This is a genomic window from Pseudoalteromonas sp. SG44-8, assembly GCF_014164125.1.
Lineage (GTDB): Bacteria > Pseudomonadota > Gammaproteobacteria > Enterobacterales > Alteromonadaceae > Pseudoalteromonas > Pseudoalteromonas rhizosphaerae.
Map to the genome: position 1 here is coordinate 77,711 of NZ_JACJEQ010000005.1, position 13,853 is coordinate 91,563.

The 13,853-nt window shown below is 40.1% G+C and carries 15 protein-coding genes; 4 read left to right on the forward strand and 11 right to left on the reverse strand.

Annotated elements, in window-relative coordinates:
• Nucleotides 1-70 precede the first annotated feature (70 nt).
• The 9 genes from nqrF to H5163_RS06115 form a co-directional block, all read right to left on the reverse strand.
• Nucleotides 71-1,300, reverse strand: coding sequence for an NADH:ubiquinone reductase (Na(+)-transporting) subunit F (gene nqrF / locus H5163_RS06075; RefSeq protein ID WP_145241329.1), 1,230 nt, complete (start codon nt 1,298-1,300; stop codon nt 71-73).
• A gap of 19 nt (nt 1,301-1,319) precedes the next feature.
• Nucleotides 1,320-1,928 carry an NADH:ubiquinone reductase (Na(+)-transporting) subunit E gene (nqrE, locus tag H5163_RS06080; protein WP_145241327.1) on the reverse strand — a complete coding sequence of 203 codons (609 nt, stop codon included), beginning with the start codon at nt 1,926-1,928 and terminating at the stop codon, nt 1,320-1,322.
• 10 nt (nt 1,929-1,938) lie between these two features.
• Entirely contained in the window at nt 1,939-2,571 is a 633-nt protein-coding gene (locus H5163_RS06085) for an NADH:ubiquinone reductase (Na(+)-transporting) subunit D (protein WP_145241325.1), read from the reverse strand.
• Nucleotides 2,571-3,335, reverse strand: a complete 765-nt coding sequence (locus H5163_RS06090; RefSeq protein ID WP_145241323.1) for a Na(+)-translocating NADH-quinone reductase subunit C — start codon at nt 3,333-3,335, stop codon at nt 2,571-2,573. Before H5163_RS06090 ends, H5163_RS06085 begins: the two co-directional genes overlap by 1 nt.
• Complete coding sequence (locus H5163_RS06095; RefSeq protein ID WP_145241321.1) at nt 3,328-4,530, reverse strand: NADH:ubiquinone reductase (Na(+)-transporting) subunit B; 1,203 nt, start codon at nt 4,528-4,530, stop codon at nt 3,328-3,330. Before H5163_RS06095 ends, H5163_RS06090 begins: the two co-directional genes overlap by 8 nt.
• Nucleotides 4,531-4,534: 4 nt before the next feature.
• Entirely contained in the window at nt 4,535-5,878 is a 1,344-nt protein-coding gene (locus H5163_RS06100) for a Na(+)-translocating NADH-quinone reductase subunit A (protein WP_145241319.1), read from the reverse strand.
• Nucleotides 5,879-6,254: 376 nt separating this feature from the next.
• Complete coding sequence (gene fabV / locus H5163_RS06105) at nt 6,255-7,448, reverse strand: enoyl-ACP reductase FabV (RefSeq protein WP_145241317.1); 1,194 nt, start codon at nt 7,446-7,448, stop codon at nt 6,255-6,257.
• A gap of 100 nt (nt 7,449-7,548) precedes the next feature.
• The gene (locus H5163_RS06110; protein ID WP_145241315.1) at nt 7,549-7,860 is read right to left on the reverse strand and encodes a BolA family transcriptional regulator; all 312 of its coding nucleotides are present in this window, start codon (nt 7,858-7,860) and stop codon (nt 7,549-7,551) included.
• Between the two features lie 73 nt (nt 7,861-7,933).
• Nucleotides 7,934-8,527: an alpha-ketoglutarate-dependent dioxygenase AlkB gene (locus tag H5163_RS06115; RefSeq protein WP_182734682.1), complete on the reverse strand. Its 594-nt coding sequence runs from the start codon at nt 8,525-8,527 to the stop codon at nt 7,934-7,936.
• Between the two features lie 42 nt (nt 8,528-8,569).
• On the opposite strand from H5163_RS06115, the gene H5163_RS06120 reads away from it, so the two are divergent.
• The 4 genes from H5163_RS06120 to H5163_RS06135 are packed head-to-tail and all read left to right on the forward strand — an operon-like array spanning nt 8,570 to nt 12,321.
• Complete coding sequence (locus tag H5163_RS06120) at nt 8,570-9,718, forward strand: methyltransferase (RefSeq protein ID WP_145241311.1); 1,149 nt, start codon at nt 8,570-8,572, stop codon at nt 9,716-9,718.
• Between the two features lie 2 nt (nt 9,719-9,720).
• Nucleotides 9,721-10,275 carry a YajG family lipoprotein gene (locus tag H5163_RS06125; RefSeq protein WP_182731490.1) on the forward strand — a complete coding sequence of 185 codons (555 nt, stop codon included), beginning with the start codon at nt 9,721-9,723 and terminating at the stop codon, nt 10,273-10,275.
• Between the two features lie 2 nt (nt 10,276-10,277).
• On the forward strand, nt 10,278-10,898 hold the full coding sequence (locus H5163_RS06130) for a peptidylprolyl isomerase (RefSeq protein ID WP_145241308.1): 621 nt from the start codon (nt 10,278-10,280) through the stop codon (nt 10,896-10,898).
• 43 nt (nt 10,899-10,941) lie between these two features.
• On the forward strand, nt 10,942-12,321 hold the full coding sequence (locus tag H5163_RS06135; RefSeq protein ID WP_145241306.1) for an AmpG family muropeptide MFS transporter: 1,380 nt from the start codon (nt 10,942-10,944) through the stop codon (nt 12,319-12,321).
• Nucleotides 12,322-12,387: 66 nt separating this feature from the next.
• Here the strand turns inward: H5163_RS06135 and H5163_RS06140 are convergent, their stop codons facing one another.
• Together H5163_RS06140 and erpA are read right to left on the reverse strand one after the other, a co-directional pair.
• On the reverse strand, nt 12,388-12,627 hold the full coding sequence (locus H5163_RS06140) for a helix-turn-helix domain-containing protein (protein ID WP_016708680.1): 240 nt from the start codon (nt 12,625-12,627) through the stop codon (nt 12,388-12,390).
• A gap of 882 nt (nt 12,628-13,509) precedes the next feature.
• Nucleotides 13,510-13,848, reverse strand: coding sequence for an iron-sulfur cluster insertion protein ErpA (gene erpA / locus H5163_RS06145; protein WP_058560150.1), 339 nt, complete (start codon nt 13,846-13,848; stop codon nt 13,510-13,512).
• Nucleotides 13,849-13,853: the final 5 nt, after the last annotated feature.

Below are 13,853 nucleotides of genomic sequence, written 5' to 3' on the forward strand. Positions count from 1 at the left end.
AAAAGCCCCGTAACATATATTGCTACGAGGCTGATATTCTAACCAAAACTAAACTGTTTTGATACGGGTGTTAGCCACCGAAATCATCTAGTAAGATATTTTCGTCTTCAACACCTAAGTCTTTCAACATAGTGATAACAGCGGCGTTCATCATTGGAGGACCACACATGTAGAACTCACAATCTTCTGGCGCTTCGTGATCTTTAAGATAGTTCTCAAATAACACGTTATGGATAAAGCCAGTATAGCCTTCCCAGTTATCTTCTGGTTGTGGATCTGAAAGCGCGGTATGCCATACGAAGTTATCATTTTCAGCCGCTAGGCCGTCAAAATCTTCAACATAGAACATTTCACGCTTAGAACGTGCACCATACCAGAAACTCATCTTACGCTTAGAGTTCAAACGCTTAAGTTGGTCAAAGATGTGTGAACGCATAGGTGCCATACCAGCACCACCACCTACAAATACCATTTCAGCATCAGTATCTTTTGCAAAGAACTCACCAAATGGACCAGAGATAGTTACTTTATCACCTTCTTTAAGTGACCAAATGTACGATGACATTTTACCACAAGGTAAGCTTAAATCTCTTGGCGGCGGCGCAGCGATACGCACGTTAAGCATGATGATGCCTTCTTCTTCTGGGTAGTTAGCCATTGAGTAAGCACGAATTGTTTCTTCGTCTACTTTTGACTCCAGCTTGAAGAAACCAAAATGGTTCCAATCGCCACGATACTCTTCTGGTACATCGAAATCAGCATATTTAACGTGATGCGCAGGGGCTTCAATCTGAATATAACCACCGGCACGAAACGGTACTGACTCGCCATCAGGGATCTGTAGTTTAAGCTCTTTAATGAAAGTTGCTTTGTTATCGTTAGAAATAACTTCACAATCCCATTTTTTAACACCGAAAATTGACTCTTCAAGTTCAATTTCCATGTCATTTTTAACATTTACCTGACACGCTAAACGACAGCCTTCACGGGCTTCACCTTTAGAGATGTGATCTAGTTCAGTTGGTAAGATATCGCCGCCACCAGAATGAATGTGTACACGACACTGACCACAAGACCCACCGCCACCACATGCAGATGATACGAAAATACCTGACTCAGATAACGCGCCTAAAAGCTTGGTACCTGCAGATGTTGTAATGGCTTTGTCTGGATCGCCATTTACGCCAATGATGATGTCACCGCTTGCAACTAACTGAGATTTAGCACCAATGATGACTAAAACTAGCAGTACAACGATAGCGATGAAAACACCAACGCCTAAGAAAATCTCATAACTCATGATTTATCCTCGCTACCTATTAAAGTGAAATGCCAGAGAATGACATAAAGCCAAGACCCATCAAGCCAACAGTGATAAAGGTAATACCTAAACCACGTAAGCCGTCTGGCACGTCTGAATATTTCATTTTCTCACGGATACCAGCAAGCAAAGTAATTGCTAGCGCCCAACCCACACCAGAACCGATACCATAAACCACTGATTCAGTGAAGTTATAGTTACGTTCAACCATGAAAGATACCGCACCAAAGATTGCACAGTTAACTGTGATCAATGGTAGGAAGATACCTAACGCGTTATAAAGTGCTGGGAAGAACTTATCTAATGCCATTTCAAGAATTTGTACAAGTGCTGCAATAACACCGATAAACGTCAAGAAACGTAAAAAGCTAAGATCCGCGTCAGGATAACCAAGCCACTCAAGTGCACCAGGTGCAAGAACCGCATGATAAACCAAGTTGTTAACTGGTACTGAGATACCCAATACCACGATAACTGCCACACCTAGACCGATAGACGTTGTAACTTTCTTTGATACTGCAAGGAAAGTACACATACCTAGGAAGAAGGCCAAAGCTAAGTTTTCAATGAAAACTGCTTTTACGAATAAACTAATATAATGTTCCACAGTCTGCCCCTTACCCTTTCGCTTCTACTTGGTCTTTCTTATAAGTACGAAGTACCCAAATGAATAAACCAATGATGAAGAATGCACTAGGCGGTAAAATCAATAGACCCATAGGTTGATACCAACCACCATCTTGTACAAGAGGGATGATTTCAACACCAAATAATGACCCTTTACCAAATAGTTCACGAATAAAGCCAACAGTCAGTAACACTACTGAGTAACCTAAGCCATTACCGATACCATCAAGGAACGACATTACTGGCGGCGACTTCATTGCGTATGCTTCTGCACGACCCATCACGATACAGTTAGTAATGATTAGACCAACGAATACAGACAACTCTTTCGCCGTAGCATAAGAGAAGGCTTGTAATACTTGGTCAACAACGATTACCAATGATGCAATAATGGTCATTTGCACGATAATACGTACAGATGACGGGATCTGGTTACGAATAATTGAGATAAAGAAGCTTGAGAACGCTGTTACCAAGGTCAATGCGATTGACATGATTAAAGCATTTTTTAAGCTCGACGTTACCGCAAGCGCAGAACAAATACCAAGTACTTGTAATGCGATTGGGTTATTTGCCAGTACCGGACCAAATAGGACCGACTTCATTTCTTTAGTATCAGCCATTATTTCAACGCTCCTTCACGTACTCTCGCAAGGAAAGGACCAAAGCCGTTTTCGCCAGTCCAAAAGTCAACTGTGTGATCAACACCATTTGAAGTTAAAGTTGCACCAGATAAACCATCAATTTGATGATCATTTTTAGCGCCGCTTTTTACTACATCAATAGGTAGCTCTTTGCCACCCCATTTAGCAGTCCATTGTGGATTTTGAATTTCCCCACCTAGACCTGGTGTTTCACCGTGCTTATAAAAGTTAATATCTTTAATTGTCTCGCCATCGCTTTCAAGCGCTAAGAAACCATACATAATACCCCAAAGGCCATAACCTTGGATTGGTAAAATGATAGCATCTGTAGAACCGTCTGCTTTTTTCGAGATATATGCAGGAGACTCATGAGTCATACGCTGAATACCAGCGATATCCTTAATGCCCTCTGCTTTTAATGCAAAGCTAATTTTTTGATCAAACTTGCTTTTTTCAAAATCGAAAGCGTCGATTTTAGCCTGAACTGCTTCGCCAGTTTGAGACTCACCTGTTTCCATATTAACTAGGCGAGTTTCGATCTTAGCTTTAAAAGTTTCTGATACAGAACCAGACACATCAATGCCCGCAGCTGCCAAGATATTTTTTTGAATATCTTGCGTTTTGTTAGCTTGCTGTAAAGGGCGAAGCTGAACTGAAGCAAACGATACGATGATTGCACACACTAAACATAGTGCTACAACAACGCTTAGCGTTTTGCCGATTGATTCGTTATTACTAGACATTACGTGCCAACCTCCGCTTGATATTAGCTTGCACTACGAAGTGATCGAACAATGGTGCAAATAAGTTAGCAAATAAGATTGCTAGCATCATACCCTCAGGGAATGCAGGGTTAATTACACGGATCATTACTACCATCACACCAATTAGTGCGCCATATGCGAACTTTGCTTTGTCAGTAAATGCTGCAGACACAGGGTCTGTCGCCATAAAGAACATACCAAAAGCAAAACCACCAAGTACAAAGTGCCAATGCCAAGGCATTGCAAATACTGGGTTAGTATCAGAACCAACAGCGTTTAATAAGAATGCTGTTGCCACCATACCCAAGAACACACCTAGCACGATGCGCCATGAAGCAATACGTACGTAAATGAGGAATAAGCCACCAACTAGCAATGCAAGTGTAGATGTCTCACCTACTGAACCTTGAATGAAACCATAAAACGCATCCCACCAAAGAGCCATGTTGCTGTAATCAAGTGAACCAACAAACGCTTGACCTAGCATAGTTGCACCAGAGAATGAATCTACTGCTGTCCATACTGTGTCACCTGAAATTTGTGCAGGGTATGCGAAGAATAAAAACGCACGACCCGCTAATGCAGGGTTTAAGAAGTTACGACCAGTACCACCAAAGATTTCTTTAGCGATTACTACACCGAATGTAATACCTAGTGCAACTTGCCATAAAGGAATGGTTGCAGGTAGGATAAGCGCGAATAACACAGACGTTACGAAGAAACCTTCGTTAATTTCATGCTTACGCACTGAAGCAAATATAACTTCCCAGAAACCACCTACAGCAAATGTAACTGCGTAAATAGGTAGGAAGAAACATGCGCCATAAAACATTTTAGCGCCCCAGCCGGATTCAGCAGTTAATTCACCACCAAATATCTGGAACAGGCCAACTTGCCAAGAATTTGCTAGTTCAAAACCTTGTGCTAATGCACCAGCGGCCTGATGACCGATATTGAACATACCAAAAAACATTGCAGGGAACGTCGCCATCCACACTAAAATCATCATGCGTTTTAGGTCGATGTTATCACGAACGTGTGTCGCGCCTTTATTTACGTGACCAGGGGTATAAAAAATAGTTGCAGCTGCTTCATACAGCGCATAAAACTTTTCATGTTTACCACCGGCTTCAAAATGCGGCTCGATATCTTCTAGAAATTTCTTTAAACCCATCTCTCTAGCCTTCCTTCTCGATCGTAGTCAAGCAATCGCGTAGGATTGAACCATACTCGTATTTGCCTGGACAAACGAAGGTACATAACGCTAAATCTTCTTCATCAAGTTCAAGCGCCCCTAATGAAATTGCACTATCCAAATCACGGGCAATTAAGTCACGTAATAAAGGCGTTGGCAAAATATCTAAAGGCATAACACGCTCATAGCTACCAAGTGGTACCATGGCACGTTTTGAACCACCTGTTGACGTTGTCATTTTAAATAAACGACTCGGTGTTAGGTGTGATAAGAAAGTACGTGTTACAGAGAATTTATCTGTGCCTGGAGCAATCCAACCAAACAACTCTTTTTCGCGACCTTCAAGTAATACCGATACTTGAATGTGGTAACGACCTAAGAATGCTTGAGGACCTTGTGAAGTAGCGCCCGCTAAAACAGAGCCAGAGATAACACGGTTATCGCCGTCTTCTAATTCGCCTGCAACTAAATCATCTAAAGCAGCACCCAGTTGAGTTTTCACTAAACGTGGGTTTTTAACACGCGGACCAGCAAGAGAAATCACACGGTCTGTGCTAATTTCACCAGTTAGGAATAAGTGACCAAAGGCAATAACGTCTTGGTAACCGATATGCCAAACTTGCTTGCTTACCGATACTGGATCTAAGTGATGGATATGTGTGCCAACAAGGCCAGCCGGATGTACGCCACCAAACTCATGTACTTCTACTTGAGGAATTGATGAGCTAGGTACTTGGCTACCTGCTTGTTTACAAACAAATACCTTACCATCGGTCAGACGTGATACTACAGCTAAACCTGCTTCAAATGCTTGTACATTTTCAGCAATAATCACTGCAGGATCTGCAGCAAGAGGGTTAGTGTCGATAGCCGTCACAAAGATCGAACTAGGATTTGCATCCACAGCCGCTACTTTGCTGAATGGGCGAGCACGTAATGCTGTCCATTGACCTGACTGGATTAGTACTTCTTTGGCTTTTTCACGATCGAGACTCGAAAGTTGCTCAGTCGAGAAAGCGTCAAAGGTGATTTGCTCACTGCCGTTTATTTCAATAACGACAGATTGCAGCACACGTTTTGCACCACGATTAATTTCTTTTACTGTACCAGCAGCTGGAGCAGTAAATAATACACCTGGGTTCTTTTTGTCTTCAAAAAGTACCTGGCCTTTTTTAACTTGGTCATCCACACGAACATGCATGGTTGGACGCATACCAATAAACTCTTCACCTAGCACAGCTACACGTTTGACGGTAGAACCATCATGAATAACTTGCTGAGGCGCGCCCTCTATGGGTAAGTCCAGACCTTTTTTTATGTTGATCATACGCACTTGCACTACATTAACGGAAAGAAACTGAAAAATCGTACCGACCACGTCGCTTTTCTTGATAACCCTAAGCCAAATTCAAGATAACGAAGAACCGCCTGTTTAAATTACAAAACAAGCAACGCAGTAAAATTCCTCACATATATTGCCCGAATTTTAACATCAATCAGGGTCACTATGCGAGTGTAATTATGAAATTTATACGACAGGAGCAGTTATTTAACCTATTAGCCGCATTTGAATAAAATTCAATATAGACCAAAGTGCTATTGCTTGCGAGGTGGGATGGAAATTAATCCGCTAAATAACGATAAAGTAAAATTTATCAATAAAAAAAGTCGCCATAGCGACTTTTCAAATAAACATGGCTGAATTAATCAATCATGTTAGCTATAGCGGCAACTGGATCGACATCTTGTTCATAATCAACAGCATCAATACCAAACCCAAATAAACGTAAAAACTCATTGTGGTAACCCACGTAATCAGTTAATTCGTCTATTGTTTCTGTGGTTACGCTGTCCCACACAGTTTGAATACGCGCTTGTACATCATCTTCCAGCTCTTTGTAGTTTTGGAATAAATGACCGCCGTCATCAAAGCGTGGTGAGTCTCCATAAAGGTTCTCAGTAAATAACGCGTGAATTTGCTCGATTGTGCCTTCATAGGTCCCATCCGCTTTCATTACTTTAAATAGCGCTGAAATATAAAGCGGCATAATAGGAATTGCAGAACTTGCTTGGGTGACCACTGCATTTAATGATGATACATAAGCTTCACCGTTTAATGCTTTAGTTGATTCTTTGATTGCTACGGTTGCGCGATCTAAATCTTCTTTCGCTTTACCAATAGTCGCGTGACCGTAAATTGGCCATGTTAGTTCTTTACCGATATAAGTATAAGCACTGGTTTTAAAGTTATCAGCTAGTACATCAGCCTCTTTTAATGCATCAATCCACATTTCCCAGTCTTCGCCGCCCATCACTTTAATAGTGTTATCAATATCATCTTGGTTTGCAGCTTCTACAGTAATAGCATCAATTTCACGTTTTGAGGTGTTTAAGTTTTTAGTCGTAACTGAGTTACCAATTGGCTTAAGCGTTGATGAGTAAACTTCGCCGGTATTTGGATCAGTTCGACGCGGCGATGCAAGGCTGTATATAACTAGGTCTACTTTGCCTAAATCCGCTTTAATTGTATCAATCGCTTTTTGTTTGATTTCGTTAGAGAACGCATCGCCATTAATATTTTTTGACCATAAACCTTCAGCGTCTGCGGCCGCTTGAAATGCAGCAGTATTATACCAACCTGCAGAACCGGTTTTACGCTCAGTACCTTCTTTTTCGAAAAAAATACCTAAAGTTTTAGCACCGCCACCAAATGCAGCAGTAATACGAGATGCAAGGCCATAGCCAGTTGAAGCACCGATAACTAATACATTTTTAGGGGCATTTTTTAATGCGCCTTGTTGTTTTACATAGTTAATTTGTTCTTGTACGTGCTCTGCACAACCTACTGGGTGGGCGTTAGTACAAATGAAACCGCGAATTTTAGGCTTAATGACCATTGATCATCCTATATTTATCTCAATAAAAATTAGCGCTAGTTTAAAGGCTAATTGTAAAAATACAGGTCTGATGAGTTTTGTGTACTCTCAGACCTTGCCGCTAATCTAATTTAGAGCCACCTAAACAAGTCGGTGAGTCAGCAACCTGACCACTTTGCTCTGTAAATTCATCAGGCGTAAAAGTATGGATAGCCAATGCATGAATATGATTCGCTAACTCATCTTTTAGCACTTCATTAATTTGACGATGGCGTTGCAATAAACGTTTACCGCTAAACTCTTCACTTACTACAATTACTTTAAAGTGTGAATCGCTACCACGACTATGCATATGGCTTTCGTTCACCACATTAAGGTGCTTACACGCAATCGCATCAGCTAACTTGCTTTCAATCTGTTGTTGCATTGACATAAAACACTCATATTTTACTGGTTATTTATGTGCTTACTATATCAAGGCCACTACTATAAAGGCCAACAAATATTCATTTTTGAAAAATTGTTCGAAAAGTTAAGTTGATTCGAGGGTGTGCCAAACGTGTTTGTTTAGGAAGCGCATGTAGATATTGTTGCTGGCTAAGTCCATTCATAACCAAGCAACTCCCGCTGTGTAACGTAAGCGAAGTGACTTCCTTGGTTACTTTATGTTTTATTTTAAATACTCGTTCAGCCCCTAATGAAATCGATACAATAATAGGCTCATGGCCAAGTTCTGCTTCATCATCGGCGTGCCAGCCCATGCAATCATTCCCATCACGGTATAAGTTAACTAATAAGGCATTAAATCCAACATCAAATTGTTTATTTAATCGCTGTCGCATGGCATCTAATACATCAGGCCATGGTTCAACATTTAATGTCGAACCAGAATAACCGTAACGTACACCAGCATCAGCAATAAAACATTGCATACGTGGAATGGGGTTCGTTTTCCCAAACACGGTCGTTTTTGGTTGCTGCCAAGTCAGTGAGTCGCGTAAATAGTAGAATAAATCGAGACTTTTTTGCGCACTTAACGCTTTTGCTTGGTAGTAAAAGCCATTTGGTAACATATGGGGGTTGGCCTTTTGCCGTTGCATGTTAGAATTTACCTATCATTTGATTACTGATCACTAACTATTATGACCACGCAAGCACAGTTCGGCGATAAAACATTTACTCTTGAACGTTTTCCTTTGGATCAAAAAAACCGTAGCTTACAAGCTTGGGATTCAGCAGACGAGTACCTAATTGACTATGTTACTGAACATTATCCTGATTGTCGCTCTTTGCTGATTTTAAATGATAGTTTTGGAGCCTTGTCTTGTTATTTTAGTAAACAACAATTAACGGTTTGTTCAGTAAACGATTCTTATATTAGCCACCAAGCGGCGGCTTACAACTTAGCAGAAAATAAAATACCAACCACCGCATTTAGCCAGCTAGATAGCTTATCGGCTTTGCCTGAACACGTTGATTTAGTTATTTTAAAAGTGCCACGCACATTGGGCTTCTTGCAATATCAATTATCTGAGCTCAGCGAAGTACTCGCACCTGGCACTCCGGTTATTGGCGCAGCAAAAACCAAAGATGTTCATAATTCAACAATTAAAGCTTTCGAGCAATTTATTGGTGAAACTAAAACTAGTTTAGCAGTGAAAAAATCTCGCCTAATTATTAGCCAAGCGGAAGGTGGTTATAAAGCTGCTGATTTTCCTGTTAATTGGCCTCTTGAAGGCACTGATTTTACCATTAGTAATCACGCCAATGTGTTCTCGCGGGATTCTCTGGACATTGGTGCACGGTTCTTTTTTGACTTTTTACCACAAACCAATAAAGCAAAAAGTATTATTGATCTAGGTTGCGGTAATGGTGTGGTGGGTTTGATGACACTCGCACGCTGCCCTAACGCTGAAGTTACCTTTGTGGACGAATCATATATGGCGGTTGAATCAGCACGATTAACTGTAGAGCTCAATATGGAAGATAAGTTTGAGCAATGCCGCTTTATTGAAAATGATTGCTTAACGGGCTTTGAACGTGAAAGTGTCGATGTAGTGTTATGTAATCCGCCTTTTCACCAAGCACAAGCCGTGACAGATCACATTGCATGGCAAATGTTTAAACAAGCCAAAGACACATTAAAAAATGGCGGAGAATTACGTATTATTGGTAACCGCCACCTGGACTACCATGACAAACTAAAACGTATGTTTGGCAATTGTGAATTACTTGGTTCAAATAAAAAGTTTGTAGTATTAAGTGCCACTAAAAATAATGGAATGCTATAGCTATGATGAAATATGTTTTACCTTGTTGTGCTTTATTATCACTGTCGGCTTGCAGTAGTCAGCCTAATCAATTGATCTTAAATCCGCTCTATCAAGGTGGCAAATTAAGCTCAATTAATCAAAGTTTAAGTACCAGTGTTATTGATCTTAGAGGTGACCCAGCAACATTAAAATTAATAACCTCAGACAAAACCCAAACAATTGCCAGCCAAGGCCTTACTGAATCAATTAAAAGTGCCCTTGATAGCGCTCTTAGCCGAAACGGTGCAAGCATTTCAAATCTTGCGACTACTCGTTTTGAAGTTGATATTCATACACTGCAAGCCGTAGTTACTGAAAAAATGATGTCGCATACCAGCAATGCAAAGATTGAATTAGGTGTGCGTGTTATTCGCAGCGATAGTAACTTCAGTAAAATTTACCGTGGTAATGCAAGCCTTGAAGGACCACTAGGTCACGATAGAGCAAAAATTGAAGGACAACTCAATAAGTTGACTGAGCAGTTAATTACCCGCATGGTATCAGACCCTGAATTACTCGCATTTTTAGAAGGTTAACCATGAAACGTCTATTTTTATTATTTATATTAGTGCAACTTAGCCAAACCGCAATGGCAGCGACCGAAGGACGCTTTGTGCAAAAAAACAATATGTTCCCACGAGTTGAAATAACTACCACAATGGGGAAAATCATAGTCGAGATGGATCGCTCAAAAGCCCCTATCACCGTCAATAATTTTTTAACTTATGTGATGGATGGCAGCTATAAAGGCACCGTATTTCATCGTGTTGAACGTGATGTAGAAAACGACCGAGACTTTGTCATTCAAGGCGGTGGCTACGATAAAGAATATGACGGGGTTTATGAAGGCGAACCTATCTTTAATGAAAGCGGTAACGGTTCAAAAAACGATATGTACAGTATCGCCATGGCCTATCAAGATCGTCAACCTCATTCTGGTACTCGTCAGTTTTTCTTTAACATGGACAATAACGACCACCTAAACCCAGGTAAAGACTGGGGCTTTGCCGTGTTCGGTATGGTAATGGAAGGCTACGAAACGCTTGATAAAATCATGCAAGTTGAAACGGGATTTAATGAAAAAATTGGTTATGACTTTGTACCAAAAACCCCGGTTGTTATTTTAAATATAACTGTATTAGAGCCAACCCCACTATAACAATAAAAATAGCGGCCAAACCGCTATTGCCAATGAAGGCGTTATGACTAAAAGCTTGTCGGTATCAGAATATTTTTCGTACTTTAAAGATAAACGACTTATAAATGTGTTTATTTTTGGTATGAGCAGCGGTTTTCCTTGGGTCCTCATAGGCTCCGTGATGTCTGCGTGGCTAAAAGATGAAGGCCTCAGTCGCAGCATGATTGGCTTATTTGGCATTGTATTTGGTGCTTACAGCATTAATTTTTTATGGTCCCCCTTAGTCGATAGAATAAAACTGCCGTTGCTATATAACTGGCTAGGCCAGCGCCGTAGTTGGATACTATTTTGCCAATGCTTTATTTTGCTAGGAGTTATTTTACTGGCAGGATTAGATATCACCGCGCATTTAGCCATCGCAGCTGCGTTGTGCTTATTAATTGCTATCGCCTCAGCGACTCAAGATATTGCTATTGATGCTTTTCGTATCGATACCCTCAGTGAAAACGAAAGCCATAAAGCAACCGCAGCAGCAGCAATGGCTACTTCTGGTTGGTGGAGCGGTTATGCTCTGCTAGGTGCTATTCCGTTTTATATGGCAGATATGCCAAGCATTGACTGGCCACAAGTGTATTACTTTTTAGCTATTGTGATGTTATTACTTATGAGTTGTGTATTTTGGGCAAAAGAACCTGAATCTAACCGCGAAGTTGTACATGCAGAGCTAGAACGTATTTATCGGCAAAAGCTGGCGCTTGGTAAGCAAACACAATTAACTAAAGTTGCAGCATGGTTGGCTGTTACTGTACTTGATCCTTTTAAAACATTCTTCGCGCGTAATGGCGTGAAGACTGCACTTGCGCTGCTCGCTTTTATCTTTTTATTTAAAATTGGTGAAGCATTTCTGGCCCGTATGTCGATTGTGTTTTATAAAGAAGTCGGCTTTTCAAACACTCAAATAGCAAACTATTCAAAGCTCGGCACGGGGCTTATCACCATTGTGTTCGCATTTTTAGGCAGTATTTTTAATCACAAGTACGGCATCGTTAAAGGTTTGTTTATTAGCGGTGTGGCAATGGCTGCTTCTAACTTAATGTTTTCTTGGATCGCTCTCGCAGGCCCGCAAGAACACTTATACGCAATGGCAATTGTCGTCGATGGCTTTACTCAAGCATGGTCATTAGTTGCTATGGTAGCATTTATATCTATGCTATGTGATCGCGCTTTTAGCGCAACACATTATGCTTTATTAGCGTCATTGGGAAATTTAGGACGAACCTTACTTTCAAGTTATAGCGGTGTGGTGATTGATGATTGGTTAGGTGGAAATTGGTCGTTATTTTTTATTTTGACTGCCCTGATGGTAATACCATCACTAATATTCTTATATCTTATTCGGCATAAATTGTATGAATTAGAAAATAGTTATCACGGTAGGAATTAATAAGGGAAAGAAATCATTTCACATCAATGAGAGCGCTTCCCTGCGCTTACAAAAAGAAACTAAATATTAGTCTTCTTTTAATAAGCCTAAACCTTCATACGGGTCGACTTCTAATGCATCACAATAACGTAAAAATTCGATTACGTCTAAACGGCGCTCTTGGTTTTCAATTTTGCCAATAAATGAATGTGGTGTACCAAGTACTTGAGCAAGGCTTCGCATTGTGTGACCTTTCTCGTGACGCTTAGTTTTAAGCCACTTGGTTAGTTTTGAGTTTTCTTCAGAAGAAACTGTTTTACCCATCATAAAAAACATCTCCTACTAGATGATTTAAAGTTAATTAATTAAGAGTGAAATTTGCCCGTCTCACTCTTGGATACATTATATACTATTCAGACTCATGTGAAATAACTAATTTCAGCTGAGTCCCCATTTAAGGAATCAGCTATTATAGATGAGCAGCTTTATTGTCAAAGTCACAACAAAACGCGCGTTCTATAATTAGTTCCTTTTTAATGTAACAAATAATTAATTTAAATAAACCTTTTTTATGATTAATTATTTTTGACTTATAAATTAAATAGTTACATTATTAACTGTCCCTTTATTGTTAGGAGCAAGCGTTTATGTTCAGATTATTGTTTTTACTACCCATTATCCTCTGCTTAGTTTGGTATTTTTTTCTTAAAGCAAATGGCGTTCCGATCAAACAAGGTAAGAAAGGCTTTATATATATTTTAGCGTTTTCTGCAATAGTGTTAGGTTTTTTTATTCTAATGCTCCAAGTCACTCACCCTACATAAATGAGTGACTTAGCCTAAAGCAAGCCAATTTGACGTTCAATTAGCATCTATAAACAAGAAATAACGGCTAAAGCCACATAAGGTACAAAGCTCAGGCCACCAGCAACAGCATCTATTAATGACAATAATCTAGAAGTATTAACTCTGAATAATTGTATGAACTCACGTAAGTATTTTAATCTTGCTACGCGGATCTAGACCTTGTTTTTAAGGAGGATTATTGAGTGGGGAATACTTCAGTAAGCTGTTCAGCTACTTTTTGCCCGCGTTAAAAATCATTACGAAATCGGTTTCATTTAATGAAATAATAGCTACGCAGTAATTTTAGATAATAAGATGTCTTAGGTAATAAAAAAGCCGCTAGCTGCGGCTTTAATCAATTGCTTTAAACGCTGAAACTAGCGCCACACCCGCAGGTGGTAGTTGCATTGGGATTGGAAACAAAAAAGCGTGCGCCTTCAAGTCCTTCGGTGTAATCCACCTCACCATCAACTAAATATTGAATACTCATTGGGTCAACCACTAAGGTTACGCCATTTTTTACAATTTCTAAATCGCCTGGGTTTGCTTTTTCATCAAAAGTAAAACCATATTGGAAACCTGAACAACCTCCGCCTGTTACATAAACACGCAGTTTTAGATCTGGATTTTCTTCTTCGTCGATTAACTGTTTAACGCGAACAGCAGCTGCATCGCTGAACTTAATGGGTAATTCTTCTGACATACCAT

Bases quoted from the DNA above. Each gene is read 5' to 3' on its own strand.
- H5163_RS06085 (WP_145241325.1), bottom strand. From the start codon at position 2,571: ATGGCTGATACTAAAGAAATGAAGTCGGTCCTATTTGGTCCGGTACTG.
- H5163_RS06095 (WP_145241321.1), bottom strand. From the start codon at position 4,530: ATGGGTTTAAAGAAATTTCTAGAAGATATCGAGCCGCATTTTGAAGCC.
- H5163_RS06140 (WP_016708680.1), bottom strand. From the start codon at position 12,627: ATGATGGGTAAAACAGTTTCTTCTGAAGAAAACTCAAAACTAACCAAG.
- nqrF (WP_145241329.1), bottom strand. From the start codon at position 1,300: ATGAGTTATGAGATTTTCTTAGGCGTTGGTGTTTTCATCGCTATCGTT.
- H5163_RS06125 (WP_182731490.1), top strand. From the start codon at position 9,721: ATGATGAAATATGTTTTACCTTGTTGTGCTTTATTATCACTGTCGGCT.
- H5163_RS06130 (WP_145241308.1), top strand. From the start codon at position 10,278: ATGAAACGTCTATTTTTATTATTTATATTAGTGCAACTTAGCCAAACC.
- H5163_RS06100 (WP_145241319.1), bottom strand. From the start codon at position 5,878: ATGATCAACATAAAAAAAGGTCTGGACTTACCCATAGAGGGCGCGCCT.
- H5163_RS06135 (WP_145241306.1), top strand. From the start codon at position 10,942: ATGACTAAAAGCTTGTCGGTATCAGAATATTTTTCGTACTTTAAAGAT.
- H5163_RS06110 (WP_145241315.1), bottom strand. From the start codon at position 7,860: ATGTCAATGCAACAACAGATTGAAAGCAAGTTAGCTGATGCGATTGCG.
- erpA (WP_058560150.1), bottom strand. From the start codon at position 13,848: ATGTCAGAAGAATTACCCATTAAGTTCAGCGATGCAGCTGCTGTTCGC.
- H5163_RS06115 (WP_182734682.1), bottom strand. From the start codon at position 8,527: ATGCAACGGCAAAAGGCCAACCCCCATATGTTACCAAATGGCTTTTAC.
- H5163_RS06120 (WP_145241311.1), top strand. From the start codon at position 8,570: ATGACCACGCAAGCACAGTTCGGCGATAAAACATTTACTCTTGAACGT.
- fabV (WP_145241317.1), bottom strand. From the start codon at position 7,448: ATGGTCATTAAGCCTAAAATTCGCGGTTTCATTTGTACTAACGCCCAC.
- H5163_RS06090 (WP_145241323.1), bottom strand. From the start codon at position 3,335: ATGTCTAGTAATAACGAATCAATCGGCAAAACGCTAAGCGTTGTTGTA.